The sequence below is a fragment of the Burkholderia sp. L27(2015) genome (assembly GCF_009765705.1).
Classification (GTDB): domain Bacteria; phylum Pseudomonadota; class Gammaproteobacteria; order Burkholderiales; family Burkholderiaceae; genus LMUX01.
This window is the reverse complement of sequence record NZ_LMUX01000017.1, coordinates 286,937-313,891: the sequence shown is the minus strand read 5'-3', so window position 1 is coordinate 313,891 and position 26,955 is coordinate 286,937. Positions and strand designations below refer to the sequence as shown.

Annotated in this window: 15 protein-coding genes and 1 pseudogene; 8 read left to right on the top strand and 8 right to left on the bottom strand. The window is 59.7% G+C overall.

Going from position 1 to position 26,955, the window contains the following annotated elements:
* Positions 1-132: 132 nt before the first annotated feature.
* The 3 genes from GSQ77_RS14930 to GSQ77_RS14920 all read right to left on the bottom strand — a co-directional run bounded on the left by GSQ77_RS14930 (position 133) and on the right by GSQ77_RS14920 (position 7,257).
* On the bottom strand, positions 133-5,007 hold the full coding sequence (locus tag GSQ77_RS14930; RefSeq protein ID WP_158903528.1) for an NAD-glutamate dehydrogenase: 4,875 nt from the start codon (positions 5,005-5,007) through the stop codon (positions 133-135).
* A gap of 86 nt (positions 5,008-5,093) precedes the next feature.
* A complete protein-coding gene (locus tag GSQ77_RS14925; protein WP_158903527.1) occupies positions 5,094-6,308 on the bottom strand; it encodes an MFS transporter in 1,215 nt (404 codons plus the stop codon).
* Positions 6,309-6,369: 61 nt separating this feature from the next.
* Positions 6,370-7,257 (bottom strand): oxaloacetate decarboxylase, encoded by an 888-nt coding sequence (locus GSQ77_RS14920; protein WP_158903526.1) that lies wholly within the window; start codon positions 7,255-7,257, stop codon positions 6,370-6,372.
* Between the two features lie 214 nt (positions 7,258-7,471).
* Here GSQ77_RS14920 and prpR point away from each other — a divergent pair, with 214 nt between their 5' ends.
* Positions 7,472-9,409, top strand: a complete 1,938-nt coding sequence (prpR, locus tag GSQ77_RS14915) for a propionate catabolism operon regulatory protein PrpR (protein WP_158903525.1) — start codon at positions 7,472-7,474, stop codon at positions 9,407-9,409.
* A gap of 118 nt (positions 9,410-9,527) precedes the next feature.
* On the opposite strand, the gene GSQ77_RS14910 is transcribed toward prpR, so the two are convergent.
* Positions 9,528-10,175 carry a TetR/AcrR family transcriptional regulator gene (locus GSQ77_RS14910; protein WP_254067631.1) on the bottom strand — a complete coding sequence of 216 codons (648 nt, stop codon included), beginning with the start codon at positions 10,173-10,175 and terminating at the stop codon, positions 9,528-9,530.
* A gap of 393 nt (positions 10,176-10,568) precedes the next feature.
* Here GSQ77_RS14910 and GSQ77_RS14905 point away from each other — a divergent pair, with 393 nt between their 5' ends.
* The 5 genes from GSQ77_RS14905 to GSQ77_RS14890 all read left to right on the top strand — a co-directional run bounded on the left by GSQ77_RS14905 (position 10,569) and on the right by GSQ77_RS14890 (position 19,865).
* A complete protein-coding gene (locus GSQ77_RS14905; protein ID WP_158903524.1) occupies positions 10,569-11,828 on the top strand; it encodes an efflux RND transporter periplasmic adaptor subunit in 1,260 nt (419 codons plus the stop codon).
* Positions 11,825-15,004, top strand: coding sequence for an efflux RND transporter permease subunit (locus GSQ77_RS14900; RefSeq protein WP_158903523.1), 3,180 nt, complete (start codon positions 11,825-11,827; stop codon positions 15,002-15,004). Before GSQ77_RS14905 ends, GSQ77_RS14900 begins: the two co-directional genes overlap by 4 nt.
* Positions 15,001-16,479 (top strand): efflux transporter outer membrane subunit, encoded by a 1,479-nt coding sequence (locus GSQ77_RS14895; protein ID WP_158903522.1) that lies wholly within the window; start codon positions 15,001-15,003, stop codon positions 16,477-16,479. Before GSQ77_RS14900 ends, GSQ77_RS14895 begins: the two co-directional genes overlap by 4 nt.
* Complete coding sequence (locus GSQ77_RS29815) at positions 16,476-16,604, top strand: hypothetical protein (RefSeq protein ID WP_301951155.1); 129 nt, start codon at positions 16,476-16,478, stop codon at positions 16,602-16,604. The genes GSQ77_RS14895 and GSQ77_RS29815 overlap by 4 nt, the downstream gene beginning before the upstream one ends.
* Positions 16,605-16,856: 252 nt before the next feature.
* Positions 16,857-19,865 carry an HD domain-containing phosphohydrolase gene (locus tag GSQ77_RS14890; protein ID WP_216854903.1) on the top strand — a complete coding sequence of 1,003 codons (3,009 nt, stop codon included), beginning with the start codon at positions 16,857-16,859 and terminating at the stop codon, positions 19,863-19,865.
* A 25-nt stretch (positions 19,866-19,890) separates the two neighbouring features.
* On the opposite strand, the gene GSQ77_RS14885 is transcribed toward GSQ77_RS14890, so the two are convergent.
* The 3 genes and pseudogenes from GSQ77_RS14885 to GSQ77_RS14875 all read right to left on the bottom strand — a co-directional run.
* The gene (locus tag GSQ77_RS14885; protein ID WP_158903520.1) at positions 19,891-21,237 is read right to left on the bottom strand and encodes a type II toxin-antitoxin system HipA family toxin; all 1,347 of its coding nucleotides are present in this window, start codon (positions 21,235-21,237) and stop codon (positions 19,891-19,893) included.
* Positions 21,238-21,274: 37 nt separating this feature from the next.
* Complete coding sequence (locus GSQ77_RS14880) at positions 21,275-21,616, bottom strand: helix-turn-helix domain-containing protein (RefSeq protein WP_158903922.1); 342 nt, start codon at positions 21,614-21,616, stop codon at positions 21,275-21,277.
* 287 nt (positions 21,617-21,903) lie between these two features.
* Positions 21,904-22,494, bottom strand: a pseudogene (locus GSQ77_RS14875) (hypothetical protein); the annotation flags it as partial.
* Positions 22,495-22,619: 125 nt separating this feature from the next.
* Here GSQ77_RS14875 and GSQ77_RS14870 point away from each other — a divergent pair.
* The gene (locus tag GSQ77_RS14870; protein ID WP_158903518.1) at positions 22,620-24,824 is read left to right on the top strand and encodes an OsmC domain/YcaO domain-containing protein; all 2,205 of its coding nucleotides are present in this window, start codon (positions 22,620-22,622) and stop codon (positions 24,822-24,824) included.
* A 63-nt stretch (positions 24,825-24,887) separates the two neighbouring features.
* Here GSQ77_RS14870 and GSQ77_RS14865 read toward each other — a convergent pair whose 3' ends face one another.
* On the bottom strand, positions 24,888-25,184 hold the full coding sequence (locus GSQ77_RS14865; RefSeq protein ID WP_158903516.1) for a helix-turn-helix transcriptional regulator: 297 nt from the start codon (positions 25,182-25,184) through the stop codon (positions 24,888-24,890).
* 998 nt (positions 25,185-26,182) lie between these two features.
* On the opposite strand from GSQ77_RS14865, the gene GSQ77_RS14860 reads away from it, so the two are divergent.
* Positions 26,183-26,955: nicotinate-nucleotide--dimethylbenzimidazole phosphoribosyltransferase (locus GSQ77_RS14860; RefSeq protein ID WP_158903921.1), on the top strand; the 773-nt coding region annotated here is incomplete at its 3' end.

Sequence of the window (26,955 nt, the reverse complement as noted above, 5' to 3'; positions counted from 1 at the left end):
GCTCTGAAGTGAGAACGCCCCTCGCGACGAAAATCCGAGGGGCGTTTTCCATTCACTGTCGTGGTCGACGACGTCGGCGCAGCAACGGGATTGCAATAAGGGGAGGGAAGCCGTTGTGGCCGGTCACACGAACTACGAGCGTTCCAGCATGGCTATCTCACGGACCACCACGAGCAGCATCGAAAGGCTCGCCCCGCCCGTTGCACGGAATTCCGGCAGAAGGCGCGCATAACGCTCGACTGCGGCCTGATGCCTGGATCGCCAGTTTTCGACGATCGTATCGGTCGTATCGATATCTCGCGTTTGTTCAAGCGCGCTGACCGTCAGTGCCCGCTTGAGCCGAGCGAGCTCTTCCAACGCAGCAGCACGCGCGAGCACATCCCAGTGGGTGGCAGCCGGTAGCGCCATGGCACGCTCGGAGATCCAGCCGTAGTTCAGCAACGTGCCGATCGCGAAGTACACGCTCGCGGCGACTTCGAGGCTGCGCTCGCAAATTTCCGCCACTTCCGCGCTGTCGAGCACGGCAGTCGATACCTCTGCACTCGCCACCTGCGCCGCAAGGCTGTCTTCGACGCCCGCCTCCTCCAGCGAACGCCGTCGTTCGGACAACATGTCGAGTTCGTTGGCGGGCAGCAACGTCGGCAACTGAGGCGCGAGCCTTTGTACTGCGTCGTGACAACGCGCGACCCACTCCGCGGCCGAGCCCGCAGCCGACGGCGTCAGATGACGCAGGAACCAGAGCGTTGCTTCCTCCAGCAAGCGCACGACGCTGACAAACATCGAGGCCTGCACCTCGTCGGCGACGCAATTGTCGAGCGCGTCGATCCTGCTCCAGACATCGTCCAGATCGAACACATCGCGCGCCATGATGCACGCGCGCACAATGTCGCTTGGATGCGCATCCGTTTCTTCCATTAGCCGGTACACAAACGTGCAGCCAACCCGGTTGATGAGTACGTTTGTCAGGTGCGTGGCGAGAATCTCGCGCCGCAGCGGGTGCCGCCGCATCGGCTCGCTGTAACGGGCCTGCAGCGGCAGCGGGAAATAGTCTGGCAGCATCCGGGCGACGAGCGGGTCCTCCGGCACGTCCGAAGCCAGCAGTTCGTCGTACAGCCACATTTTGCTGTAGGCGAACAACACGGCTCGCTCGGGCGACGTGAACCCCTGTTGGGCCGCCTGACGCTCGGTGAGCTCCTCATCGGAGGGCAGGAATTCGATCCTGCGTTTTAGCCTCCCCGCGCGTTCAAGCCACCGCATCAGCCGCGCCTCAGGTTCGAACATCTCGGTGACAAACCGATTCGCAACCGACAGCGCCTGCGTCTGCGCGTAATTGTCCTTTAGCACGAGCAGACCCACTTCGTCTGTCATCTCGGCAAGCAACTTGTTGCGCTGCTTTTCGGTCATCTCACCGTCGGCAACCACGAGGCCCAGCAGAACCTTGATGTTCACTTCATGGTCCGAACAGTCCACCCCCGCGGAATTGTCGATGGCGTCGGTATTGATGCGCCCACCCTGTTGCGCGTACTCGATCCGGCCAAGCTGCGTCACGCCCAGATTGCCACCCTCAGCCAGCACTTTGCAGCGCAGTTCCGCGCCGTTGACACGCACGGCGTCGTTGGTGCGGTCGCCGACCTGAGCGTGCGTCTCGCGTGTCGACTTCACGTACGTGCCGACGCCGCCGTTATATAGCAGATGAACGTTCGCGAGCAAGATCGCGCGGATCAGTTCGTTCGGGGCGAGCGCCGCCACGGTTAGGCCGAGCTGCGCCTGGACTTGCGGCGAAATGGTGATGGTTTTTGCGGTGCGCGGAAATACGCCGCCCCCGGCCGAGATTGCGGCGGCATCGTAGTCGGCCCAGCTCGAACGCGGCAGCGCGAAGAGCCGTTCACGTTCCTTGAAACTTGCGACGGTGTCGGGCTCAGGATCGAGGAAGATGTGGCGATGATCGAACGCCGCGATCAGCCGGATATGGCGCGAGAGCAGCATGCCGTTGCCGAACACGTCACCCGACATGTCGCCGACACCGACCGCCGTGAAATCGGTTGCCTGTGTATCGACGCCGATTTCGCGCGAATGCCGCTTGACCGATTCCCATGCGCCTCGCGCGGTAATCGCCATTTTCTTGTGGTCGTAGCCGACGGAGCCGCCGGAAGCAAATGCGTCGTCGAGCCAGAAACCATACTCGCGCGCGATAGCGTTCGCATAGTCGGAGAACGTGGCTGTGCCCTTGTCGGCGGCGACGACGAGGTACGGGTCGTCGCCATCGTGACGCACCGTGTCGGGCGGCGGCGCAATGACGCCAGCCACGAGGTTGTCCGTTACGTCCAACAAGCCGCGCAGGAACATCTGGTAGCACGCGACCCCCTCCCGAGCATAGGCTTCGCGATCGGTCACCGGTGGCGGATTCTTGACGACAAAGCCGCCTTTAGAGCCGACCGGCACGATCACCGTGTTCTTCACCATTTGCGCCTTCATGAGGCCCAGCACCTCGGTGCGAAAATCCTCACGCCGATCCGACCAACGCAAGCCGCCGCGCGCGACCTTGCCGCCACGCAGGTGCACGCCTTCGACGCGCGGTGCATACACCCAGATCTCGAACATCGGCTTGGGTTCCGGCAGACCCGGCACCATAGCCGGATCGAACTTCAGCGACAGGTAGGGTTTGGGCGCCTCATCGCTGTCCTTGCGGAAATAGTTGGTCCGCACCGTCGCGTTGATGACACCCAGGAACTGGCGCAGGATGCGGTCTTCGTCGAGGTTGGGCACCTTATCGAGCGCAGCTTCGATCTCGTCGAGCACGTGTTGGGTGAGCGCGTCACGAATCTTGCCGCTGTCGCTCGCCAAGCCGTGTCCGGCGTTGGGGGGAGGAGTGGGGTTGAAGCGCACCAGGAACAGTTCAAGCAACTTGCGCGCGATCGCCGGATTGCAGGTCAGCGCGCGTTCGATATACACGTCGCTGAACGTCGATCCGATCTGCCGCAAATATTTCGCGTAGGCACGCAGGATCGTAACCTCGCGGGCGCCGAGTTGTGCGCGCAGGACCAGGCGGTTAAAGCCGTCGTTTTCGACTTCGCCGGTCCAAACGCTGGCGAACGCGTTCTCGAACAGCTCCTTGACGCGATCGATGTCGAATTCCACGTCGTCGGCCAGCTCCAGACCGAAGTCGTGTATCCATGCTTGTGGCGCAAGAAGCGGCTCGATGCGATACGGACGCTCTTCGTCGACGCGCACACCGAGGTGTTCCAGCATCGGCAGGCTGAGGGACAGCGCAATCGGCTCGCCCACGCGATACACCTTGAAGCGTAGTGTTCGCCGCCCAGCTTCGATCGGGCGGTAGAGACTCATCGCGATGCCACCCGTGCTCACATGCGTTTGTTCGAGCAATTCGATATCCCGCACTGCGGTACGCGCGGGGTAGTCCTCACGGTAGCCTGCCGGGAACGAATCGGCATACCGAGCCAAAAGCCGGTTGCCCTGTTCTTCGCCGAAACTATCGGTCAACGCGTCGGCCAGATCGTCCTGCCAGCGGCGCGCGACCTGCACCACGCGTTGCTCGAGCTCCCGTGTATCGACCTTCGGCATCGGGCCGGTACCTGCACGCACCGTGATGTAGATGCGTGCAAGTGGAGACTCCGAAAGTAGCGGCGTGAACTCTATGCTCTTGCCATTGAAGGCCTCCATGAGAACCTTGGCGATTCGTTTGCGCAAGTCCGTGTTGAACTTGTCGCGCGACACGAAGACCATGCATGACACGAAGCGGTCGAAACGGTCACGACGCACGAACAGGCGCGTGCGCTGATGCTCCTGCAAGCGCAGCACGCCGAGTGCAATCTCGAACAGCACATCCTCGTCCGCCTCGAAGAGTTCTTCGCGCGGGTATTGTTCAAGCACGGTGAGTAGCGATTTATGCAGATGCCCCTTCGCCAGAAAGCCGGCGTGCTTGACAATGTTTGCGCATTTGCGCCGCACGATCGGGATTTCGGAGGTGGGAGCCAGGTAGGCCGTGGACGTGTACAAGCCAATGAACCGCCGTTCTCCGATCACCTTACCGTCCGGGCCGACGCGCTTCACGCCAACGTAGTCGAGATAGCCCGGGCGATGCACTGTCGCTCGCGAATTGGCCTTGGTGAGGAAAATCGGCGTCGAGCCTTCGATGATGGCGGCGGCCCCTGGCGGCAGCCGCGTAACGTCGTCGGCCGTGGGTGGCCGCAGGCTGTCGCGCAGCAATCCCGCGCCGGAGCCCGACACGCCGCGCAGCGCGAACGCGCCATCCTGCGTGACGAGTTCATAGTCGCGGTGCCCGAGAAATGTGAAATGGTCTGCGACCATCCATTCCAGAAACGCGCGTGCCTCGACACCGTCCGGGCTCGTATCCCGCGTTTTCATTTCACTGATAGTGGCGCGCGCGACATCAAGGATCTTCGGCCAGTCTTCCACTGACGCGCGCACGTCTCCCAGCACCCGTGCGATATCGGCGCGCAACTCGTCGAGCTTCGCGGCCTCGCCACAGCGGTCCACTTCAAAATGAATAAACGATTCCAGGCGTGATTGAGTGTCCTCGGCGTCGACGTGACCCAAAGCGATGCGCTTGATCGCGTCCGTCGCATCGCGGGAAACGCTGAATACCGGATGGATGGCGGAATGCATGGCGAGCCCCAGACGGTTGACAGCCATCATCACCGAATCGACAAGAAAGGGCATGTCGTCGTTGACGATTTCGACCACCGTGTGATCGGAATGCCAGCCATGCTGCTCCAGATTGGGGTTGTACACCCGCAGGCACTCCCGACCTGTCACGAACTTCTGCGCTGTCTGCCAGTGCGCCATGGCGCCACCGTACAGATCGGCGAGATCGCGGCTTTGGATGTCCTCGGGATCGGTGAGTTCGTAGTAGTGACGCAGGAACGGTTCGATGACGTTGAACGCGGGCTCCGGTAGCCGTCCCCGCGCAAAATCGACAACATCGTTGAACAGGTGAGCAACCAGTTCTTCGTTCTTGGCTTGCATGGCGTTCTCCCGGCGAGCGGTAGAGGTTCAGGCGCGTTCGATGCTCCTATTATGCGCCGGGACTCGCCGGGTTCATGTGCGCGGGTTTATGCGGGTGCGAGTTTGGCATCGCGAAGGCGGACGCCGAGTTGTCGACCTAGTATCAAGAAGCAGGCCGCTGATACACACAGCGCGATCATCATGCACACAAAGCCGCCCGTGAACGAATGCGTATTGCGCACCACGTAGCCGACTATGATGGGCGCAAACAGTCCGCCAATCTGGCCGCCCGTGCTAATGAAGCCGGCAAACGCGGCACGGGCCTGAATCGGCGCGCAGTCGAGCACCAGCGACGCCCAGGGAGCGAAGCCGCCATAGAGGAACATCGCAGTGAACGATAGTCCAACCACGCTCAGTGCCGCCGTGTGGGCCGAAAATGTGCAGAACAGGGAGAACGCACCCAGCAGATAGCCAATCGCGACCATTTGCGCACGATATTTATAGAGGCTGTTGCTACCCAGCCAGCCGAACACGACGAGCCCGACGAAGCCCGCCAAATAGGGAATCGACGCCGCGTAGCCGAGCGTTTTGACGTCGATGTGCCGTTCGATCGACAGATAGCTGGGCATCCAGCCGAGATAACCCCAGAAACCCACGTTGAACGTCAGGTACCCGAAAAAAAGAAGCCAACTGCTGGACCGCCCCAGCAGTACCCGCCAGCTTACGCTATGGCCGTTGTCGGGCGCGTCTTTGACGACTGCGACCGTGCTCTGGTCGGGAATCGTCAGGTAGACGAGCAATGCAACGATAAGACCGGGAATGGTGAACCAGAAGAACAGGTGCTGCCACCCCTGCACACGCAATAGGAGCGACGCGATGGGCGCCACGAATGCCGGCCCGAGCGCGAGCGCGGTCAGCCAGACAGCGTTGGCGCCGGCGCGCTCCTTCGCGGTGAAGTTGTCCCCGACGATCTTGTAGTAAGACGCATTCGACGACCCTTCCGCGAGACCGAAGCAGATGCGAAGCACAATCAACGATGTCAGCGTAGTCGCGAACCCGGTTAAACCGGTAAAGATAGACCAGACGATAGGCGCTGCGATCAGTAGACGCTTCGCACCGAATCGATCCGCGAGAAAGCCGCCCGGTATTTGCATGCACGCGTAGCCGAGCGCAAATGCGCTCAACACGAAACCGAACGATGCGGGATCGATGGACAGATCTTTCATCATCGTGGGCGCGGCGATCGAGATGTTGACGCGGTCCATGTAATTGACCAACTGGACAATCCAGATTGTCAGCAACAGCTTATTTCTTGAATTCATATGTCTCCTCCAAGGTTGTTATGTAAATAGCGCAGGCGGCGAAAAGCCATCGCGTTGCCGCTTACTTGTCTTTTGCCGCGTATTCGCGATCGAGCTGGTCGTAAAAAGGCTTGTTGACAAGCCGTTGCCGCTCGCTGAACGGTGCGACCAGCGACGCGTCCTCGTCGAGGCGGCCATTCTCGCGCAGCGTGCCCAGGGCCCGCTGCATGCCGAGCACTGCGCCTTGCAGTGCCGCGTTGGCATACAGCACGATCGCGTAGCCGAGCTTGCCGAGTGCTTCACGCGACTGCGTTGGCGTCTTGCCGCCGATCACGATGTTGATCAACTGCGGCGCGGCTATGAGTTTGGGCAAACGCTCGATGTCGGCGAGTGATTCGGTCGCTTCGATAAATAGGATGTCGGCGCCGGCCTCGACGAACTGATGGCCACGCTCGATCGCGTCTTCGATCCCATGGATGGCCGCAGCATCGGTGCGGGCGATGATCAGCAGGTTGGGGTCTTCGCGCGCATCGACGGCTGCGCGGATCTTGCCGAGCATTTCGCTGGTCGCGATCACTTCCTTGCCGGCGAAATGGCCACATTTTTTCGGCATCACCTGGTCTTCGAACTGGATCGCATCGGCGCCGCTGCGTTCAAGCGTGCGCACCGTGCGGTACACATTGAGCGCGTTGCCGAAGCCGGTGTCGGCATCGACGATCAACGGCAGGTTGACGGCGTCGCGCACGCGTGCGGTGTGCTCCGCGATTTCGTGCAAGCCGACGAAACCGAGATCGGGCAGGCCCAGCGACATATTCGTCACGCCGGCGCCCGTCAGATAAAGCGCTTCGAAGCCGGCGTCCTCGATGATGCGCGCGCTCATTGCGTTGAATGCGCCGGGCACGAGCAGGCCTTGGCGTTCCTCGACCTTGGCGCGGAATGCCGCGCGGCGGGCGGTGGATAAGGTAGTCATAGCGTATCTCTCCGAGATGAGTGATGAGTGACTTGAAGCGAAAGCGAACGCGCTATTTATGCAGGAAGCGTGCCGATCGTGAGCCTCTTCCTATTTTGTGCGTAAAAACATAGGCTTATCGTAAGCGGCGTGCCTGGAGGCATTTGTGCGAGAATGTTCCATTGTTCCGTGGAACGTTTCAAAAAGCGTTCCATTTGTTTCCGGAGATTTCCTCATGTCAACGCTAGGCCCGATCCCGAACCAGACCCGCCCGGGCATCGCGCTGGTCAGCATCAGCCGGCTGGGAAAGCTGTGCGAAACCGTCGCGCCCCGCTATACGGAGCGCGCGAAGTTCTTTTCAGTGCGCGAGGGCTATGGTGCTGCGGTGACTGCGCTGCAGGCGTATGTCGATGCAGGCACGGTCGATGTCGTGCTCGCCGCCGGATCGAACGGCTTGTATCTGCGCGAAAACCTGAGCGTGCCGGTCGTGATGGTCAAGGTGAACGGCTTCGACGTGCTGAGCGCCATCACCCAGGCAATCACGATGTGGCCGGGCGCACCGATCGGCCTGGTTCTACACGAAACGGTGTCGAAGGAATTGACTGACCTCAGTGCGTCGTTGAAGGTCGCATTGAAACAGCGCGCCTACCGCTCGATTGACGAAGTCCGCGTGGCGGTCGACACGCTCGCCGCCGACGGCTGCAAGGTCATCATCGGCCCGGGCCTGGCGTGCGATCTCGCGCAGCAGGCCGGCTTGCATAGCGTGTTCCTCTATTCGCTCGGCGCCGTCGAGGAAGCGTTCGAGCGCTCGATCGAACTGGCGCGCATGAGCCGTCAGAAGGAGTCGAAGCGTGCGCGACTCAATACCATCGTCGCGCATTTGCGCGACGGCGTGGCCGCATTCGATGACGCCGGTCAGCTCGAAGCGATCAATCCGGCGATGCTCGATCTGCTCGGACTCGACCGCGAGCGCGACGTGTCCGCGCAACTGGCGCGCGCGATCGGCCCGCTGCTGCGCGAAATGCTCGAACGCGATGCGCTGATCGAGGAGCGCATCGAGCAGATCGGAGGCCGCGCGCTGATCGTTAACTGCGTGCCCATCATCGAACAGGGCGTGCGCTCGGGCTCCGTGCTCACGGTGCAAGACGCACTGGTTGCGCAACGTATTGACCGATCGCTGCGCACCAACCAGCGACCGAAGCATCTGGTCCCGCGGCATGGTCTGTACGATCTGATCGGCGCTTCAGCGGCGCTCGAACGGGTACGGCGGCTCGCACGCGCGGGTGCTGCACACGACGCGACCGTGCTGCTCACCGGCGAAAGCGGCACCGGCAAGGAACTGGTCGCGCAGGGCATACATAATGCGAGCCACCGGCGCGGCAACCCCTTCGTCGCGTTCAATTGCGCGGCGTTGCCGGAAGGGTTGATCGAAAGTGAATTGTTCGGCCACGAGGAGGGCGCGTTCACCGGCGCGCGGCGCGGCGGCAACCCGGGGCTTTTCGAAATCGCGCATACGGGAACGATCTTTCTCGATGAAGTCGGCGAAATGCCGGCGGCGTCGCAAAGCCGGTTGCTGCGCGTGCTGCAGGAGCGCGAAGTGATGAAACTCGGCTCGGGGCGCGCGACCCCGATCGATGTCCGCGTGATCGCCGCGACGCATCGCGACCTGCATGCGCTTGTCGAGCAGGGCGTGTTTCGTGCCGATCTGTATTTCCGGCTCAATTTGTTGCAAATCGAGTTGCCGCCATTGCGCAAGCGGCGTGAGGACATACCGGAACTTGCGCGGCATCTGCTCGAGCGCAGCGCAACGAAATACCGGTTGTCCGCCGCGGATGCGCAACGCGTGCTGGAATTCCTGACTCCGCTGTTCGAACACTATGCGTGGCCCGGCAACGTGCGGGAGCTCGAGAACCTGATCGCGCGCGCGGCGATTTATCTGGGCGATGTGACGAGCGGTGGGTGGCAAGATCTACGCGACGTCTTTCCGGAGTTCGGGCGCATGCAGGCGCCGCCCGTTCCGGTGGCCAATGGCCGGGTCGTCGGTCCGCCGCCCGCGGCCTTGACCCGCGACGACGTACTACGCGCGCTGGAACAGAACGGCGACAATCGCGCCGCGGCAAGCCGTGCGCTCGGGATCGGACGTACCACGCTTTGGAGGCTGCTGAAGAAGTGAAGGTAACGGGGCAGGTTACGCTGGGCAAAGCGGACAGGCGCCCACGGTGGCTGGTCGCCGAACCTGCCGCGGACGTAAGAAGTGTGACACCTTTGTGAGGACGAGCGAGCCGGGTGTATTACACGCCGCTCGCTTTTAAGCGTTTTCTTTGAGTCTTGGCGGGCCGATTCGCCACGCGTTGTCTCGTCACCTCAAGAATCTGAAGAGACAGCTCCGGGTCATCGACGATTCTCGACATCGTGACCGCTCCAATCATGGACGACAGCGCGAACATCGCGTCCGCTCTAGCCGATGGCGCGTCCTTGAAACTGCTGCGCTTAGCCATCGCGTCGATCATCCCTCTAAAGCCGTGCGACGCCACTCGGCGAGTCTCTATGTCGGCTCGTGCCAACTCGCTGCCCATCGCAACGAGAGGGCAGCCGCCCAAGCGATCATCGCGGAACTCCTCCGAGAGAAAGCCCTCGATATGTTTCAGGAAAGATTCCGGGCCACCTCCGGCCGCAATCTCCGCTGCCTCAACAAGGTCGTCCAAGCTCGCGGCGCATGCTTCGGCGACCAGTTCCTCTTTGGACGCGAAGTGACGGTAAAAACCGCCATGGGTCAGGCCCGCGGCCGCCATGATTTCTGACACTCCTGTCGCATGGATCCCGTTGCTTCTAAATGCTTGAACAGCGACCTCAATGATCCGTTTGCGTGTTTCTGCGGTTTCTGCTTTTGACTTTCTCATTCGACGACTCCTTCTGGCCTGGCATTTGTAGATGCTCACGGCGGCCACCACCCGGAGATCACCGCACTTTGCCCCATTAGATGCCCAGTATTGTCTAAAAACAGTATAGCGTCAACCGATCATCTATGTTTGCACTCGATCGAAACCAGCCTGGAGAACGTTACGCGTGGGGGGCACCGAGGTCCAGCGCGCGGCAATTTAGATGATGGCTATCAGCTTAGAGGATAATTAGTGCAAACAAATCATCTAATTTATTGACAATTTAGATGATGGCTTTTATCTTACGCACAGATAGTGTCAATCAATCATCTAATTGGCGGCTGTGGCGACAACCCGGCCAGAGAAGGTCTAGAGAGAGTGTCGACGCATCGAGCGCACCGCCGCATCCGATATTCAGCGGTGCAGGCATCTTCAAACCGAATGAGGAATACGATGGATAACGACTTCAACCGGTCACAGACCGGATCGATCGGCGGCACTGGCATCAACGACTCGCACAGACGTGGCACCAAAGTTTGGGTGGGTTCTGCTGTTGCATTGATCGCTCTTGCAACTGCAGGTGCAGTAGCGCTGCATTTAACCGAATCATCCGCAGCGGTTGCGACGGCGCCGGCCGCCCCGTCCGTCGCAGTCAGTGTGCCGCTTCAGCGCGATCTCACATCCAAACTCGGATTTCTTGGGCAGTTTTCGGCGGTGCAAAACGTTGAACTGCGCGCTCAAGTGGGTGGAACGCTGACTGAGATTCAATTCAAGGACGGCGACATCGTTCATAAGGGTGATCTGCTGTTCGTCATCGATCCGGAGCCTTATGAAATCAAGATGAGCCAGGCGACGGCTCAGCTCGAGAGTGCCAATGCGCGGTTAGAGCTTGCCACGCGCGAGTTGGCGCGTGCCCAGACGCTAAAGAGCACAGACGCGGGTACCGCAGAAAATGTCGAACAGCGCGCGGCCGAGAAGCAGGCCGGGCAGGCCGCTGTGGATGCCGCAAAGGCGCTGGTTCGCGACGCGCGATTCGATCTGGATCACTGTCGGATTACCGCGCCGTTCACGGGCCGCATCGGGACTCATTTGGTCTCGATCGGAAATCTGGTCGCGGGAAGCCGGGGCGGCAGTAGCCCTACAACACTGCTTGCGACAATTGTCTCGCTCGACCCGATCTACCTCAATTTCGATATGAGCGAAGCGGACTATATGACTTTTTCGCGTGAACGTGAAAAGCAGAAAGGTCAGCTCGCAGACCGAGTGGACATCGCACTGAGCGATGAAGCGAAGTCCTCCCATCGGGGCACACTTAATTTCATCGACAACGCGCTCGATCGTTCGAGCGGAACAATTCATGCGCGCGCTACCGTTCCCAACAGTGACCTGTTCCTGACACCAGGCGGATTTGCCCGCGTGCGCTTGGCCACGTCGGCACCTCAGTCGACCTTGCTCGTGCCGGACGCCGCAGTACTCGCGGATCAGGCTGAGCACATGGTATTGACCGTGGGGCCGGACGACGTCGCAACGCCGAAGCATGTGGAAGTCGGCGAGCTTCGCGGCGGTTTGCGCGTCATCCGTTCGGGCCTCGCACCGACCGACAGGGTAATCATCGACGGCATCGCCATCGTCAGACCTGGTTCAAAGGTTGCACCGCATGCCGGCTCGATCCAGTTTTCGTCGCAACAAGAGGACGACGGAGCCAAATCATGAAACTGACTCACTTCTTTATCGATCATCCGCGCTTTGCGGCGGTGATCAATATCTTCGTCGTTTTAGTCGGCCTGGTGACCATGGTGTCGTTACCGGTCGCGCAATATCCGAACATTGTGCCCACCACGGTGCAGATCACGACCACTTACCCCGGTGCCTCAGCGCAGACAATTGCTCGCACCGTCGCAACGCCACTCGAACAAGCGGTAAATGGCGTCGAAAACATGGATTACATCAGCAGTCAATCGACGGGCAACGGCGCATTGACCATTACGGTGATTTTCAAGGTCGGCACCGATCCGAACGTCGCCCTGATGCTGACGCGCAACCGTGTGCAGGATACGTTGTCCCGGCTGCCGCAGGAAGTTCAGTTGCAGGGCGTGCAGGTCAAGAAGACCATCCCGGCGCTGCTTCTGGGTGTGCACGTCTATTCTCCGGATGGGTCTCGCAGCGCCGAATACATGTCGAACTACATGCTGCACGTCAGGGATGAGATCGCGCGACTTCCCGGCGTGGCGGACTTTTGGGCTTTGGGCGAGCGGCAATACGCGATGCGAATCTGGATCGATCCCGACAAAGCTGCTGCGTACAATATCAGCGCAAGCGAAATCCTGAGCGCACTGCGTGCCCAGAACAGCCAAGTTTCCGCCGGTGTGTTGAACCAACCGCCAGTCTCAAGCGGTGCAGCCTACGAGGTCAACGTTGAAGCGCTGGGTCGCCTCTCAACGCCTGAGCAGTTCGGCGACATCATCGTGAAATCGGACACGCAAGGGCGCGTCACGCGGATCCGCGATATCGGCCGCGTTGAGCTGGGCTCGGTCGACTACGGCTCGAAAGCCTATGCGGATCGCTATGTGTCGGCTCCCTGGTGGGTCATCGCTACGCCTGGCGCGAACGTGGTGCAGGTAGAGCATGCGGTGTGGGACAAGATGGCCGAGCTCAAGAAGAGTTTTCCGCCAGGAATGGACTACATCAACATCTACGACCCGACCACTTTCGTCAGCCAGTCCATCAACGAAGTGATCAAGACGATTTTTATCGCGGTGCTGCTGGTGGTTTGCGTGGTCTACGTGTTCTTGCAGAATTGGAGAGCGACGCTGATCCCGGTAGTCGCCATACCGGTTTCGCTCGTCGGCACTTTCTCCATCCTGTCAGCGTTCGGTGCGTCCATCAACAATCTATCGCTGTTCGGTCTTGTGCTCGCCGTGGGGATTGTGGTGGACGACGCTATCGTGGTTGTCGAGAATGTTGAGCGGAATATGGCGCTCGGCATGACGCCGTACCAAGCAGCGCATCAAACGATGAACGAAGTGTCCAAGGCGCTCATCGCCATCGCTCTGACGTTGTGTGCGGTGTTCATTCCTGCGGCCTTCATGTCCGGTATATCGGGGCTGTTCTTCAAGCAGTTTGCCATCACCATCGCGGCCTCCACGGTGATCTCGTGTTTTGTTTCTCTTACGCTGAGTCCGGCACTCTGCGCAGTGCTGCTTAAGCCGCACCACGCGGCAGATGCCCACGCACAAGCTCACGGTGCCGCGAGAATCCGCCAGGCAGTGTTTGGTCGCTTCAATACCTCTTTCGAGTGGTTGTCGTCGCACTACGGCAAGATGACCAGCCGCTTTGTCAGAGCGACCACCCTTATCTTGGTGGTGTATGTGGGACTGATCGCACTGACAGGCGTGCAAATGTCGCGCATGAGCACGGGCTTCATTCCGGATCAAGACGTTGGCTATCTCGCGACCGTCGTCATGCTGCCGCCGGGTTCCAGTCTGGAGCGCACTGACGCGGTCGTGCGAGAAATCAATGAGCTCGCTCTGACGACACCTGGCGTCGAGCACACTTCGCCAGCGAGTGGGTACGACGTGACCACCGGAACCGTCGCACCCAATGTAGGAACGATCTTCACCTCCTTGCCTTCGCTGTATGGCAAGCATGTCCCGGGCGTCAACGCGGCAGTGATGGTGCAAAGACTGCGGCTACGGTTTTCCGGGATCAAGGATGCCTATGTCATTGTGATCAACCCGCCAGCCGTCCAAGGTCTGGGCGCCGCAGGCGGTTTCAAAATGATGCTCGAGGATCGCGGTGGTCTCGGACCTCACGCCCTTGCTGACGCGGCCAATGCACTGGTGGCGGCCGCGAACAAGGATGGGTCGTTTGCAGGGGTCTTCACGCTCTATAACGCGGGCGCACCCTCCGTCTATGCCGACATCGACCGCCTGAAGGCCGAAAAGGTCGGTCTGACGCCAACCGACGTGTTCTCGACTCTCCAGCTTTATCTCGGTTCGCAATATGTGAATGACTTCAACTATCTGGGCCGCACCTATCAAGTGGTTGCCCAGGGCGATGAGGCGTTCCGCCGGACGCCGGAAGACATCGCGCGACTCAAGGTGCGCAACGCCAACGGCGACATGGTGCCCATTGGCTCTGTAGCCACGTTCAAGGACCAGACTGCGCCTTATCGCGTACCGCGCTACAACCTTTATCCCGCCGCCGAAGTCATGGGTGCCGCTGGGCCCGGCGTTTCTTCCGGTACGGCCCTCAAGCGCATGGAGGAACTCGCGGCACAAGTGCTTCCCACCGGCATTACCTACGAGTGGACTGACTTGGCCCATCAGCAGGAGGAGCAGGGCGTCAATCCACTGGCGATTTTTGCGGCCTCCGCGCTGTTTGTTTTCCTTGTGCTCGCCGCTCAGTATGAGAGCTGGAAGACGCCACTGGCAATCGTGCTGATCGTGCCGATGTGCTTGCTTGCGTCTGCGGTCGGCCTCGACATTCGTGGCATGCCGATCGACATACTCGCGCAGATTGGGTTCGTCGTGCTCGTTGGACTGGCGGCCAAGAACGCAATCTTGATCGTGGAATTCGCAAAACAGCGGCAGGACGAAGACGGCGTCGAAGCGGGAGATGCGGCAGTGCACTCCGCACAAACACGACTGCGCCCGATTCTGATGACGTCATTCGCTTTCATTGCCGGCGTGGCGCCGCTCGCAATCGCAAGTGGCGCCGGCGCGGAGATGCGTCAATCGCTGGGCACCACAGTGTTTTTCGGCATGCTCGGAGTGACCGCTTTCGGCCTCTTGTTCACACCTGCGTTTTACACCTTTGTGCGCAAGCTCGGCAGCAAGGATTTGTCTTTCTCCTTGCCCGCCAAGCTTGGTAGTGGAGAATCAAAATGAAGCACTTTGCACCCAAAATGTCGACGACGATGCGCAGCGGTCTGCTACTCAGCATCGCACTGGCTGGCTGCGCTGTCGGCCCGGACTACAAGACACCGAAGACAGAACTCGTGCCGTTTCACAATCTCGCTGCGGTCTCGGCGAAGGAGGGTACGGCCACGCCATCGCTTGACCAATGGTGGACGGGTTTCGACGATCCAGTGCTGGTGGCTGTCGTGCAGCGCGCTTTGGCTCAAAATCTGGATCTTGCCGCCGCGCTCGCCCGAGTGCGCGAAGCACGTGCAGTGGCTTCCGGTTCCGGGGCGCAATTGTTGCCCACACTGGATCTCGGCGCTTCAGCCGCAGACGAACATCAGAGCTTGCGCAGTCCCTTAGGGTCTATTGCTCAGGGCAGTCCAGGCTTTACGCGTAATGTACGCGACTACACCGTGGGTCCGGCAGCGAGCTGGGAGATCGATCTCTTCGGTGGTTTGCGACGCGGCGCCAGTGCTACACGCGATGAAGCGCAAGCGGCAGAAGCCGACCATGCCGGCACGCGGGTGACTGTCGCGGCGGACGCGGCAGACGCGTATCTTCAGATCCGAGGGTATCAGGCACGGCTTGCCGTCGCCCAAGACCAGATCGACACCGACGACCATCTGCTGCATTTGGTACGCGACCGGTACAACGCTGGCGCTGCGACCGGGCGCGAAATCGCCCAGGCGGACGCGTTGTTGAAGCAGGCGCGCACGAGCATTCCGCCGCTGCGCATCGGACTGGAGCAGCAGTTGAACCGCCTCGATGTTCTCATGGGCGCGCAGCCCGGAACCTATGCTCGCGAGCTTGGTGTAGTGAGCGCGATTCCGTCGGTGCCAGCGATTCCAGGCAACGATCAGCCCGTTGACATGCTTCGGCGACGCCCCGACATCATCGCCGCTGAACGGCGCCTCGCCGGTTCGAACGAACGCATCGGTGCGGCGATCTCCGACTACTATCCCAAGGTCTCGCTGTCTGGCGCGCTGGGGTTCGACAGCTTGAGTGGCCATTTACTCACTTCCGGTGCATTCCAGGCGGTAGGGGGTGGTGCGTTGCGCTGGCGGATATTCGACTTCGGCAAAATCGATGCGGAGGTGGCTCAAGCCAAGGGCGCCAACGCAGAGAGTCTGGCGATATACCGCCTGGCAGTTCTGCATGCCGCTGAAGATGTCGAAAATTCGATGATGGCCCTCGCTCAAACTCAAATCCGCGTGGATGAGATTCAAGATCAGGTACAAGCGCTAGTCAAAGCACGTGACCTGTCGGAACAGGCGTATCGCGCGGGATCCATCACGCTCACGGATGTGCTTGATGCGGACAGTCAGTTGCTCACTGCGCGAGATGAACTCGATTCCAATCGAGCCGGCGCGGCTAGGGCGGCTGTGGGTGTTTTCCGGGCGCTCGGCGGGGGATGGGGTCCCGCGGGATCGGACGTACCACGCTTTGGAGGCGACTCATGATAGCTTGGTTGAAAGGGCAGGGCGCAAAGCGTATTGCTATCGTGAGCGACGATGCGTACTTCAACAACGCGAACTCGCAAAGTTTTTTCAGGCTTACGAAAAATCCGGAATCGAACAAGCGCTGAAAACCACCACGATGCCCTCTTTGCTGGGCGCCACCTATGCAATGGACGGCCACAATCACTCGCAAATGCCGTTGCAAATTATTGGTTTGCGCAAGTAAAGCCACAGGCATACGTGCTTTTGCTTGACGACGGCGAACGACTCAGTCCACCGAGTACAGAGAGTGGCTGAGCTTGTTTTGGTACAGTAGACAGATCGGGTTACTCTCACTAGACCAAATCAGAAAACTGAAAAAGACAAAACGAGGTCGATCCATGCGCACCAAGTTGAAAGTCCGGTTTCATTTCCTGTTCACGGCATTCGTCGCGCTCTTCGTCATTACCTTAACCGCGGTGACTATCATCGCGTCTCAAGCAAGGTTCAAGAGCCTGGCGGAAGAGAACACGCGCACGTTGTTTTCGCTCATTGCGCAGCGCAACGCGGACCAGTTGCAAACCATGATCGCGGGCGCTACCGCCGCGGTGCAGGATCTGTCCAGCTTGGAGCTGACGCGCATATTGCCGCAAGGTCATCTGAATCGGGCCGAGTTGGTGCCAACGTTGATCACCACGCTACGCGCGAACCCCCACGCTTATAGCCTCTACTTCGGATTTCGCAACGGCGAGTTTCTTCAGGTGATAGGTGTACGCGACCGTGCGACCATTCTTGCCGCATTGCATGCGCCGGCCGGCACTTGGTTCGCGGCACGCTTCATCGAACCCGACCGTCCCGGCGCGGCCGCGCACCGGGAGCACTGGCAGTACCTCTCGGAAAATGAAGAGCCGCTCGGACAGGTCACGCGCGACGCCCAATATGTGCCGCGCTTGCGCCCGTGGTTCACAGGAGCGCTTTCTAAACCAGGCCTGTTCGTCACGGAACCGTACCGCTTCGAATCGCTGCAGGACATGGGACTTACGCTGTCCGAAGCGCTCGCGGATCAGCAAGGCGCCGTCGGCATCGACCTTGCGCTCGACGGTTTGGACGGCTACGCGGCCGCTTCGCTCGAAGGGCGAGACGGCGGGATCGTGGTCACCGACGGCCACGAACGCGTGCCGGCCGCGCACGCGGCATCGCAATTCGCCGGGCAGCCCGTGACGCGCTTGCAGTCGGTGGCGCGCTCCGCTAATCCGTTTTTCGCCAGTGCGAGCCAGTTGCTGCATGAGGATGGCAGCCGCATTGTGCTTGTCGGATCGGAAGCGTTCGCCTATGCGAGCCGCTCGGTGGCGATCACGCCTTCGGAAGCATTGCACGTGGTCGCGTTTGCGCCGATGAGCCTCTACACCGGCCCGGTCGAGCAGACTCGCAATAACATGATCCTGCTCGCGGCGCTGATGCTGCTGGTGTCGCTGCCGCTGATCTACTGGGGCTCGCGCCGCTTGAGCGGTGCGCTCGGCACCTTGACCCGCGAGTCGGAGCGCATCGAACAGCTGGACTTCAGCGGCGAGACGGCCGTGCACTCGATGGTCTCCGAAATCGAGACCTTGGGGCATGCGCAACAGACCATGAAAGCCGCGATCCGCGAGCGCACCGAAGCGCTCGATGCAGCGCGTGCAACGCTCGAAAACCTGCTGGAAAGTGGTGTGCAGCTCTCGTCACGACGCGATCGCGACACCGTTATGCACCAGACGCTGACCAGCGCGCGACGCATTGCCAATGCACAGGCTGGACAGTTCTGGATCTGCACCGATGACGACGAGACGTTGCGGCTCGTTGCGTACTCATCGGGCAACGACGACGGCGCACCTTTGCCAAAGCTAGAGATCGCCCTTGCGAGTGCACGCCACGACGATCCGTGTGCGTGGGCTGCCGCGCGACGCGAGCCGTTGCTGCTCGATGCGCACAGTACCGGCTTCGACCTCGCCAGCCAGCAGTCATTACTCGGACATATGCCCGCTACGCTGCTCGCGGTGCCCGTGACAACACACGGTGAGAAACTAATGGGCGTGCTGGTGCTGACGGGCGCTGGCATTTCCGGAGCGCACGCGGACGCGGGCGCAGCCGATGCTGCCGCCGAACCCTGCGCATTCGATCACGCCTCGATACGCTACGTCGAAACACTGGCCGCACAGTCCGGCATCGCACTGGAAAACATCGCGCTGCTCGATGCGCAAAAGGTTTTGATGGAATCGCTGCTGCAATTGATTGCAAGCGCGATCGATGCCAAAAGCGCGTACACCGGCGGTCATTGCGCACGCGTCCCTGAACTTGCGCGCATGCTGGCGGAGGCCGCGTGCGAAGTCAACGACGGGCCGCTCAGTGAGTTCCGTTTCAAGACCGAAGAGGAATGGCACGAGTTCCGCATCGGTACCTGGTTGCACGATTGCGGCAAGGTCACGACGCCCGAGTTCGTGGTCGACAAAGCCACCAAGCTTGAAACCATCTACAACCGGATCCACGAGATCCGGATGCGCTTCGAAGTGCTGCTGCGCGACGCCGAGATCGAACATCTGAAAAGCATACTGGCCGGCGGCGATGTCGCGACGCAACTGTTCGCGCTCGAGGCCCGGCGCACGCAACTGGCCGACGATTTTACGTTCGTCGCGAAGTGCAATATCGGCGGCGAGTTCATGGCCCGCGATGATCAGGAACGCCTGCGCACAATCGCGCAGCAAACCTGGCTGCGCCATTTCGACGACCGGCTCGGCCTGTCGCATGGCGAAGAAGACCGCTACGCCGCTCAGCCGGCGTCGCCGCTACCGGTGCAGGAAGGGCTGCTCGCGGACAAGCCCGAGCACATCGTGCCGCGTACCGAACGGCAGCACTACGACGCGCGCTACGGTTTTCGTATGGACGTGCCCGAGCACCTGTACAACTTCGGAGAAGTGCATAACCTGTGCATCGAGCGCGGCACGCTGACGGCCGAAGAACGCTATAAGATCAACGAGCACATCGTGCAGACCGTCGTGATGCTCGATCAGTTGCCGCTGCCGTCCAATCTTTCGCGGGTGCCCGAGTATGCGTGCACGCACCACGAGACACTGGCGGGCACCGGTTATCCGCGCAGGCTAGACGCCAAGGCACTGTCCGTGCCGGCGCGGATCATGGCCATCGCGGATATTTTCGAGGCTCTGACTGCCGCTGACCGGCCGTATAAGAAAGCGAAGTCGCTGACGGAGGCCGTACGGATCCTGTCGTTCTTCAAAAAGGACGGACATATCGACGCGGATCTGTTCGACCTGTTCCTGACCTCGGGGGTGTACCTGCGCTATGCGGAGATGTACATGGCACCTGAGCAGATCGACGAGGTTGATGTCGCGCATTATGTTGAGGCGATGCCGGTGTGAGCAGCGCGCAATATCGTGCACGCGATCACGGCAACAGTTTGCGCAGCTCCGGCGTCGAGATGTCATCGATGTGGCGAAACGCTGGCGCGGCTTTATCCATCTCTGCAGCGTCGACACCGAACTCATCGAAGTAGACCCGCCACTCCCGTACTACGCGCCAGATGTCTGCAATCAACTGGCTGGCGGTGCGCCGGGATAGCGTGAACTTGTCGTGCCAACTGAGGGCATTGTCCAGAGTGGCCAGTCTTCCGTCGCGGCCTATGCTTAGGTGGAGATAGCGCTCGGTGGCATTGCTGGCGCGAGGCAGCACATCGTAAAGCGGGCTCAGCCGCCAACCCGGCAACGCCGCATCCCAGATAAAGCCGTGGTTGCGCAGGTGGTCATCGTCGTTGCTAACGAAGATATTAAAGACCATGCGCTTGAAGAGCTCTGCGTTGTCGTCGCGAATCACGCTCGGGTGGCAATATTTCCGAATGGCGTCCGCCAGATCGGCATACGACTTGTCGCGCGACTCGGCCTCATCGCATGCCACAAGCGTAAGGCCGCTGAGAAACCCCGAGCGATGTTCAACTCGCCCATCGCCACACCCAAGCTTGAGGAGGCCGGCGTTGCTCGCCGGTGCATCGCCCGGCACCATCCAGTAGCGGTCGAATCGACGGATGAGCATGATGCGACGCTCGCCAAGCAACAGCGTTTTCACTAGCGGCACCGTCAACCCGGCTTTCTCTGCCATCCTGAGCGCGGCGCACTCGATGCCGGGAATATCAAACCGGTCTTGGCGACTTGCGAACTTTGCGAGCCACAGCACTCCTAGCTCATCGCGAACGGAGGCCTTTGGCCGCGCGCCGCCCAGAGCGGTGCCCTCCACGAAAATAGCTTCCAGATGGGCGGGAATGGGCAGGCCATCCTCGATGCGTTCCGCAGCCTCCATCAGGTGGCTCAGGGTGTGCCAGCTGTTCACGCTTACCGTTGGCAAATCCGTCCGGCTGGAACGGAAGTCGAGCGCTCCCACGCGTTCACTTCCCGCGTGCAGGAGATACTCCGATTCAGGGAGGCTGTTCGGTGGTGCCTTGAGCTTGGCTTCGATAACGCGCCGTCCCCATGAGTCAGGCGCTGCATCGCGGATGCCGCCAAAGAAATGAAGGGCATTAACCGGCAGCAGGTACTTGCCTGAAATGGACGTCCGGTCCGCAATGCTCAGGCTGACGGGATCCACCTCCAGCGCGTCGTTACGCTTGAGGTAATTCAGACCATAAGCAAAGCTCGATGCGATAAGGTTTGAGTTCTCCTCGGTCAAGGCGAGTTGTCCGCACGGCGCCCATTGCGCGCCAATGTTGGCGAAAGCGATCAGTCTTGATTCACGAGTTGCCATCGGGGTCCTTTTCAGCAGGGCAGGGCGAAGCGAATAGTTAGAAGTTCAGTTCGTCGCGCTCGATTGCGCTCATCTCGCGAACCCGTGACTTGCGCTCGCTCGCCGCTAGCACCGCCAGCGCCGGGTCTTTTTCCGAATACAGGATTTCGAGTGATGTGCCGGGTGCGATGGCGTCCAGATACCGCAGCACCTGACCGATGGCGAGGCCTGGGTCCCCGTGTTCGAGGCGGTATACGGTGTTGCGCGACAGACCCGCACGCAAAGCAGCATCGGTCTGTTTGATGCCGCGCGCGATGCGCAAGCGTGCCAGCAGTTCCCCGAGGTGCTTGCTCTGCTTGAGGAGGGGCGGCGCAAGGACGGAAGCTTGGACGATCTTCATGTTCGTTAAAACGCTCATTGCGAGCTTAATGCTCGATATATCGAGCATATTAACCAATTGATCATCTGACGTCAAATTGCATAGCCAAAAATATGTACTTTAAATCGAGCATAAACGCCATAATGCTCGATTATACGAGCATTGAAGTTGCTGCGAGCGGCGGCTTTGCGTCTGGTCATCATCGGCATGGCATTAATCCTGACGCTAATCCTGCGGCCGAATGGCCTCGGGGGCGAATACCGATTGATCACGGGTCTTCGCGCACCCAGGAATCAACGTCCTGGCGTTTAGCCCATACCAACCAAGTCTGCGGCACGCATCTCGAAGCGATCGAGATTCATCACCTTGTCCCATGCCGCTACAAAATCGTCGACGAATTTCTTTGCGGCATCCGAGCTCCCGTAGACTTCCGCCAACGCGCGAAGCTCTGAATTTGAGCCGAAGATGAGATCCACACGCGTGCGGGTCCACCTCCCAGTCTTTCTGCGGGTGCAAGGCGAATACGCGCGCCGTTGGCGCCGCCCCGCTTGTCGGAGCCTCGGAAGGTCGATGCCGACGCCCACGCAGTGGAGACCCTCTGTGCAATCGACAAGCCAGACGCGACGATCTTGCGTTTAAGCTCGGCGATATCCTGCCGGTCGATCAATTCGTGATTGATGGATGGGATCGGGTCTTGCCAGATAAACACTTCGTCGGGTACGTCTGCGCCAAGGTAGCGCGCGCGGGCCCATATCGCGATGCGTTAGCTTGAACCAAGCCTTCGCGAACGCGTCGGCGAACTCATCGCTGTGGGCATGATAATGCCGTGCAATCCGCTCGTAGCTCGGATCGAAAAGCAGCGCGAGATCCGTCGTCAGGAGCGAAGGTTTGAATTGTCGCCTAGTAGTTCTCGCATTCTGGGGGAATGTGGGAGGAATTCGTGGCGTTTCAGTTTGGTGCAACTGCACTTGGCGACGGATAATAGCGGGTACATCATTTTTAGCACCATCTTTGGAATTCCCCCATGGAAATTAAAGTCAACTTCCTCGATAAGCTACGTCTTGAAGCCAAGTTCGATGACTTCACGGTCGTGTCCGACCAGCCTATCCGTTATAAGGGCGATGGCTCGGCGCCTGGTCCCTTCGATTATTTTTTGGCCTCATCGGCCTTGTGTGCAGCTTACTTTGTGAAGTTGTACTGCGTCACTCGCAACATTCCTACCGAAAATATCCGCCTGTCGCAGAATAATATTGTTGACCCGGAAAACCGGTATCAACAGATTTTCAAGATTCAGGTTGAGTTGCCGTCGGATATCTCGGAAGCAGACCGCAGAGGTATCTTGCGTTCTATTGAGCGTTGTACGGTGAAAAAAGTGGTGCAAGCCGGACCCGAGTTTGTTATTGAAGAGGTAGAGAACTTGGATGCCGATGCTCAGTCGTTGCTGACGTTGAAGCCGGCTTCTGACGCCAGCACCTATATTGCGGGCAAGGATCTGCCGTTGGAGCAAACCATCGCCAATATGTCGGGCATCTTGGCGAGCTTGGGCATGAAGATTGAAATTGCTTCGTGGCGCAATCTCGTTCCCAATGTGTGGTCGCTGCACATCCGCGATGCGCACTCGCCGATGTGTTTTACCAATGGCAAGGGGGCGACTAAAGAAAGCGCGTTGGCGTCGGCGTTGGGGGAATTTATCGAGCGCCTGAATTGCAACCATTTCTATGGCGGTACATTTTGGGGCGAAGACATCGCCAATGCGGCGTTTGTACATTACCCGAACGAGCGCTGGTTCAAGCCTGGCCCTAAGGATGCGCTGCCGGCCGAAATTCTGGATGCGTACTGCCTGGAAATTTATAATCCCGATGGCGAGTTGTATGGCTCGCATCTGTACGACACCAACTCCGGCAATGTGCAACGCGGGATCTGTTCGCTGCCGTATGTGCGGCAGTCGGACGGCGATGTGGTGTATTTTCCGTCCAACCTGATCGAAAACCTATTCGTCAGCAATGGCATGAGTGCCGGTAATACGCTGGCCGAAGCGCAGGTGCAATGTCTGTCCGAAATTTTCGAACGGGCGGTAAAGCGCGAAATTCTGGAAGGTGAAATCGCATTGCCTGATGTGCCGCACGAAGTGCTGGCCAAATACCCTGGCATTCTGGCCGGGATTCAGGGGTTGGAAGCGCAGGGCTTTCCGGTGCTGGTAAAGGATGCGTCGCTGGGTGGGACTTACCCGGTGATGTGCGTCACCTTGATGAACCCGCGCACAGGCGGTGTCTTTGCCTCGTTCGGCGCGCACCCAAGCTTCGAGGTGGCGCTGGAACGCAGTCTGACGGAATTGCTACAGGGGCGCAGTTTTGAAGGCCTGAACGATTTACCTCAGCCCACCTTTGTCAGTAACGCCGTGACTGAATCAAATAACTTTGTTGAGCACTTCATTGATTCCAGCGGTGTGGTGTCGTGGCGCTTTTTCAGCGCCAAAGCGAATTTCGAGTTTGTTGAGTGGGATTTTTCTGGCCAGGGTGAAAACTCCAATGCCGAGGAAGCAGCAACGTTGTTCGGCATTCTCGAAGACCTGGGCAAAGAGGTGTACATGGCGGTGTATGACCAACTGGGCGCCGTAGCTTGCCGCATTTTGGTGCCCGATTATTCGGAAATTTACCCGGTAGAGGATTTGATCTGGGATAACACAAACAAGGCGCTGTTGTTCCGCGCCGATATTTTGAATTTGCATCGCCTGGACGATGCCGGCCTGGCAGCACTACTTGACCGGTTGGATAACAGTGAGCTGGATGATTACTCCGATATTGCCACTTTGATCGGCATCGAATTTGACGAGAATACGGACTGGGGACAGCTAACCGTTCTCGAGTTGAAGCTGCTGATTCATCTCGCTTTGCAGCAATTCGAGGAGGCGCAAGAGCTGGTGGGAGCCTTCCTGCAATACAACGACAACACGGTCGAGCGCAGATTGTTTTACCAGGCCTTGAATGTGGTGCTGGAGGTGCTGCTCGATGACGACCTGGAACTGGACGACTACGCGGTCAACTTCCGCCGGATGTTTGGCAACGCCCGGATGGACGCGGTAATGGGGGCAGTGGACGGCAGCGTGCGCTTCTTCGGGCTAACGCCAACGAGTATGAAACTGGAGGGTCTCGATAGGCACCATCGCCTGATCGACAGCTACAAAAAATTGCATAAGGCGCGGGCCAATGTGGCGGCTACAGCCAGTTAGGGATACGAGTCACGGCTGGGCGATGATGCCGTTCATCCCCCAGCACAAACGTCAGAGAATCCCTTACTCAGCTCTGGTGTGCAATAACTCGGTCGTGCCCGGATGAGGTACGCGCAGGTCGTCGCGATACTGCCGGATTTCCTGCGGCGCGAGGCCGTACACACGGCGAAACGTCCTCGTGAAATCCGACGCGCTCCTGAAGCCATGAGCATGGGCGATGTCCTGCACCGGGATGCCGGGCCACGCGACGAGTTCGGCAGCGGCGCCGCGCAGGCGCGCATGCCGGATATAGGCATCTAGCCCCCCGTCATGCTGAAAGAGGCGATAGACCGTGGATCGCGAGATGTCCAGCGACGCCACGACGCGCTCGGGTGAAAGGTCGAACGGACCTCAGGCAGGCGTGGCGAGAGCATACGTCCATGCAGGGCCGAGGGGTCAGGAAACACGTCGTGCAGTAACGCACCGGGCAGAAAAATCGTGGCATGCCGGCAGGGCGCGCGCCTGAACTGCACGGGCTGGTCGAGATCGGTGTAGCAGTCGGCGAACAGGATTCACCCACGGCGTAGCGGTCGAGCCAGCCGAAAAACGGTTGCCCGTGACCCTCCCGTTTCGTCAAGAGGTTGACAACGCCGATCATGCGGTCGCACCACGTCAGGAGCTGCTGATGGATTGGCAGTGCACAAACGTCAAAATGCTGGTGCGCAATTTCGAGCAATTGAGACGGATTGTCAAGCACCAGTTTTCGTCGCCGTTAGGATCGCGAGTCCCTCCTTTCCTAGTCTCGCCAGAGATGTCCCTTTTGTTGTCGATAAGGTGCATGTAGCCGGCAGGCAGCACGTGGCACTTGCCAAGGAATAGGACCAGGCGCGCTGCGCCCCGCTTACCGGCCGGCCGCCGGGCTAGAGAGAGAAAGCGAATGTCGATCGACATAGATGTTTTAAAGGACACATGGACAGCAAAGACACAGTGATGGCTTCTGCGATCGCACGGCGCATCTTGGCGAAATCAGGCGATATGGATGTTGTGGCCAGGCTGTTGGTTGTTAACAAATTGTGCGTGTTGTTAACATTTCAACCGCCATCATTAGGTTGGTGGTGTAGGTTCCCTCTCGCCGACCGTGCAAATGTTCGCTTTCCCTCGGACAAGCGTCGCTAGGACTGCATGGCGTGGTTCTTGCGTTTCAATGACCTAAGTCCGCCGTCTGGTCCGAAAAATCTTTACACGGGCCGTGAAGACCTTCAATTCCTGTCCCTTGCTTCTCCGATCTATGCAATAGAACCCCTTAACGTCGAATTCAGCAAAAAGCGCCATGAAGCGCTCGTGCCCGTAATTCGCTTGACTACTCCTAAGATGCCAACATGACGCCAAAACCGCTCGATAGATCAATGACAGCCGAGCTTCAACATGTCATCGATACCAAGACAAAGCCACCCGGAAGCCTCGGCCGTCTCGAAGGACTCGCGCTGCAAATTGGGCTGATCCAGCGCTCGCTGCGACCGCGCATTGGACGGCCGGCAGTGATCGTTTTTGCTGGCGATCACGGTATTGCAGCCGAAGGCGTTAGTCCATATCCGCAGGAAGTGACCGTGCAGATGGTCGCGAATTTTATCGGCGGAGGTGCCGCGATTAATGCGCTGTCGCGAGCCGCCGGAATGGAAATGGAAGTGGTTGATGCGGGTGTCGCGAGCGCGTTGCCATCGGCTGCTGGTCTCGTGGACATCGCACTTCGACGTGGCGGCACGCGCAACTTTGCACGCGAACCGGCCATGACCCGCGATGAAACCGTGCTCGCCATGCAGCGCGGCGCCGAGCGCGTCAGGCATCACGCGGCGCTCGGGACCAACGTGATTGGCTTCGGCGAAATGGGGATCGCTAATACATCGGCGGCCTCATGCTTGATGAGCCGATTGTGCAATTTGCCTATTGATGAATGCGTGGGGCGCGGCACCGGACTCGATGACGGCGGTCTCGCGCACAAGCGCGACGTGCTGGGCGCCGCGCTTGGCCGTTATCCGCAATACGACGATCCCGTCGATACGTTAGCAACCTTCGGTGGCTTCGAAATCGCAATGATCACCGGCGCATTCCTCGCGGCGGCATCGGAGCGCATGACGATCCTGGTCGATGGATT

Bases quoted from the DNA above. Each gene is read 5' to 3' on its own strand.
- GSQ77_RS14895 (WP_158903522.1), top strand. From the start codon at position 15,001: ATGAAGCACTTTGCACCCAAAATGTCGACGACGATGCGCAGCGGTCTG.
- GSQ77_RS14885 (WP_158903520.1), bottom strand. From the start codon at position 21,237: ATGGCAACTCGTGAATCAAGACTGATCGCTTTCGCCAACATTGGCGCG.
- GSQ77_RS29815 (WP_301951155.1), top strand. From the start codon at position 16,476: ATGATAGCTTGGTTGAAAGGGCAGGGCGCAAAGCGTATTGCTATCGTG.
- GSQ77_RS14925 (WP_158903527.1), bottom strand. From the start codon at position 6,308: ATGAATTCAAGAAATAAGCTGTTGCTGACAATCTGGATTGTCCAGTTG.
- prpR (WP_158903525.1), top strand. From the start codon at position 7,472: ATGTCAACGCTAGGCCCGATCCCGAACCAGACCCGCCCGGGCATCGCG.
- GSQ77_RS14870 (WP_158903518.1), top strand. From the start codon at position 22,620: ATGGAAATTAAAGTCAACTTCCTCGATAAGCTACGTCTTGAAGCCAAG.
- GSQ77_RS14920 (WP_158903526.1), bottom strand. From the start codon at position 7,257: ATGACTACCTTATCCACCGCCCGCCGCGCGGCATTCCGCGCCAAGGTC.
- GSQ77_RS14890 (WP_216854903.1), top strand. From the start codon at position 16,857: ATGCGCACCAAGTTGAAAGTCCGGTTTCATTTCCTGTTCACGGCATTC.
- GSQ77_RS14880 (WP_158903922.1), bottom strand. From the start codon at position 21,616: ATGAAGATCGTCCAAGCTTCCGTCCTTGCGCCGCCCCTCCTCAAGCAG.
- GSQ77_RS14900 (WP_158903523.1), top strand. From the start codon at position 11,825: ATGAAACTGACTCACTTCTTTATCGATCATCCGCGCTTTGCGGCGGTG.
- GSQ77_RS14905 (WP_158903524.1), top strand. From the start codon at position 10,569: ATGGATAACGACTTCAACCGGTCACAGACCGGATCGATCGGCGGCACT.
- GSQ77_RS14930 (WP_158903528.1), bottom strand. From the start codon at position 5,007: ATGCAAGCCAAGAACGAAGAACTGGTTGCTCACCTGTTCAACGATGTT.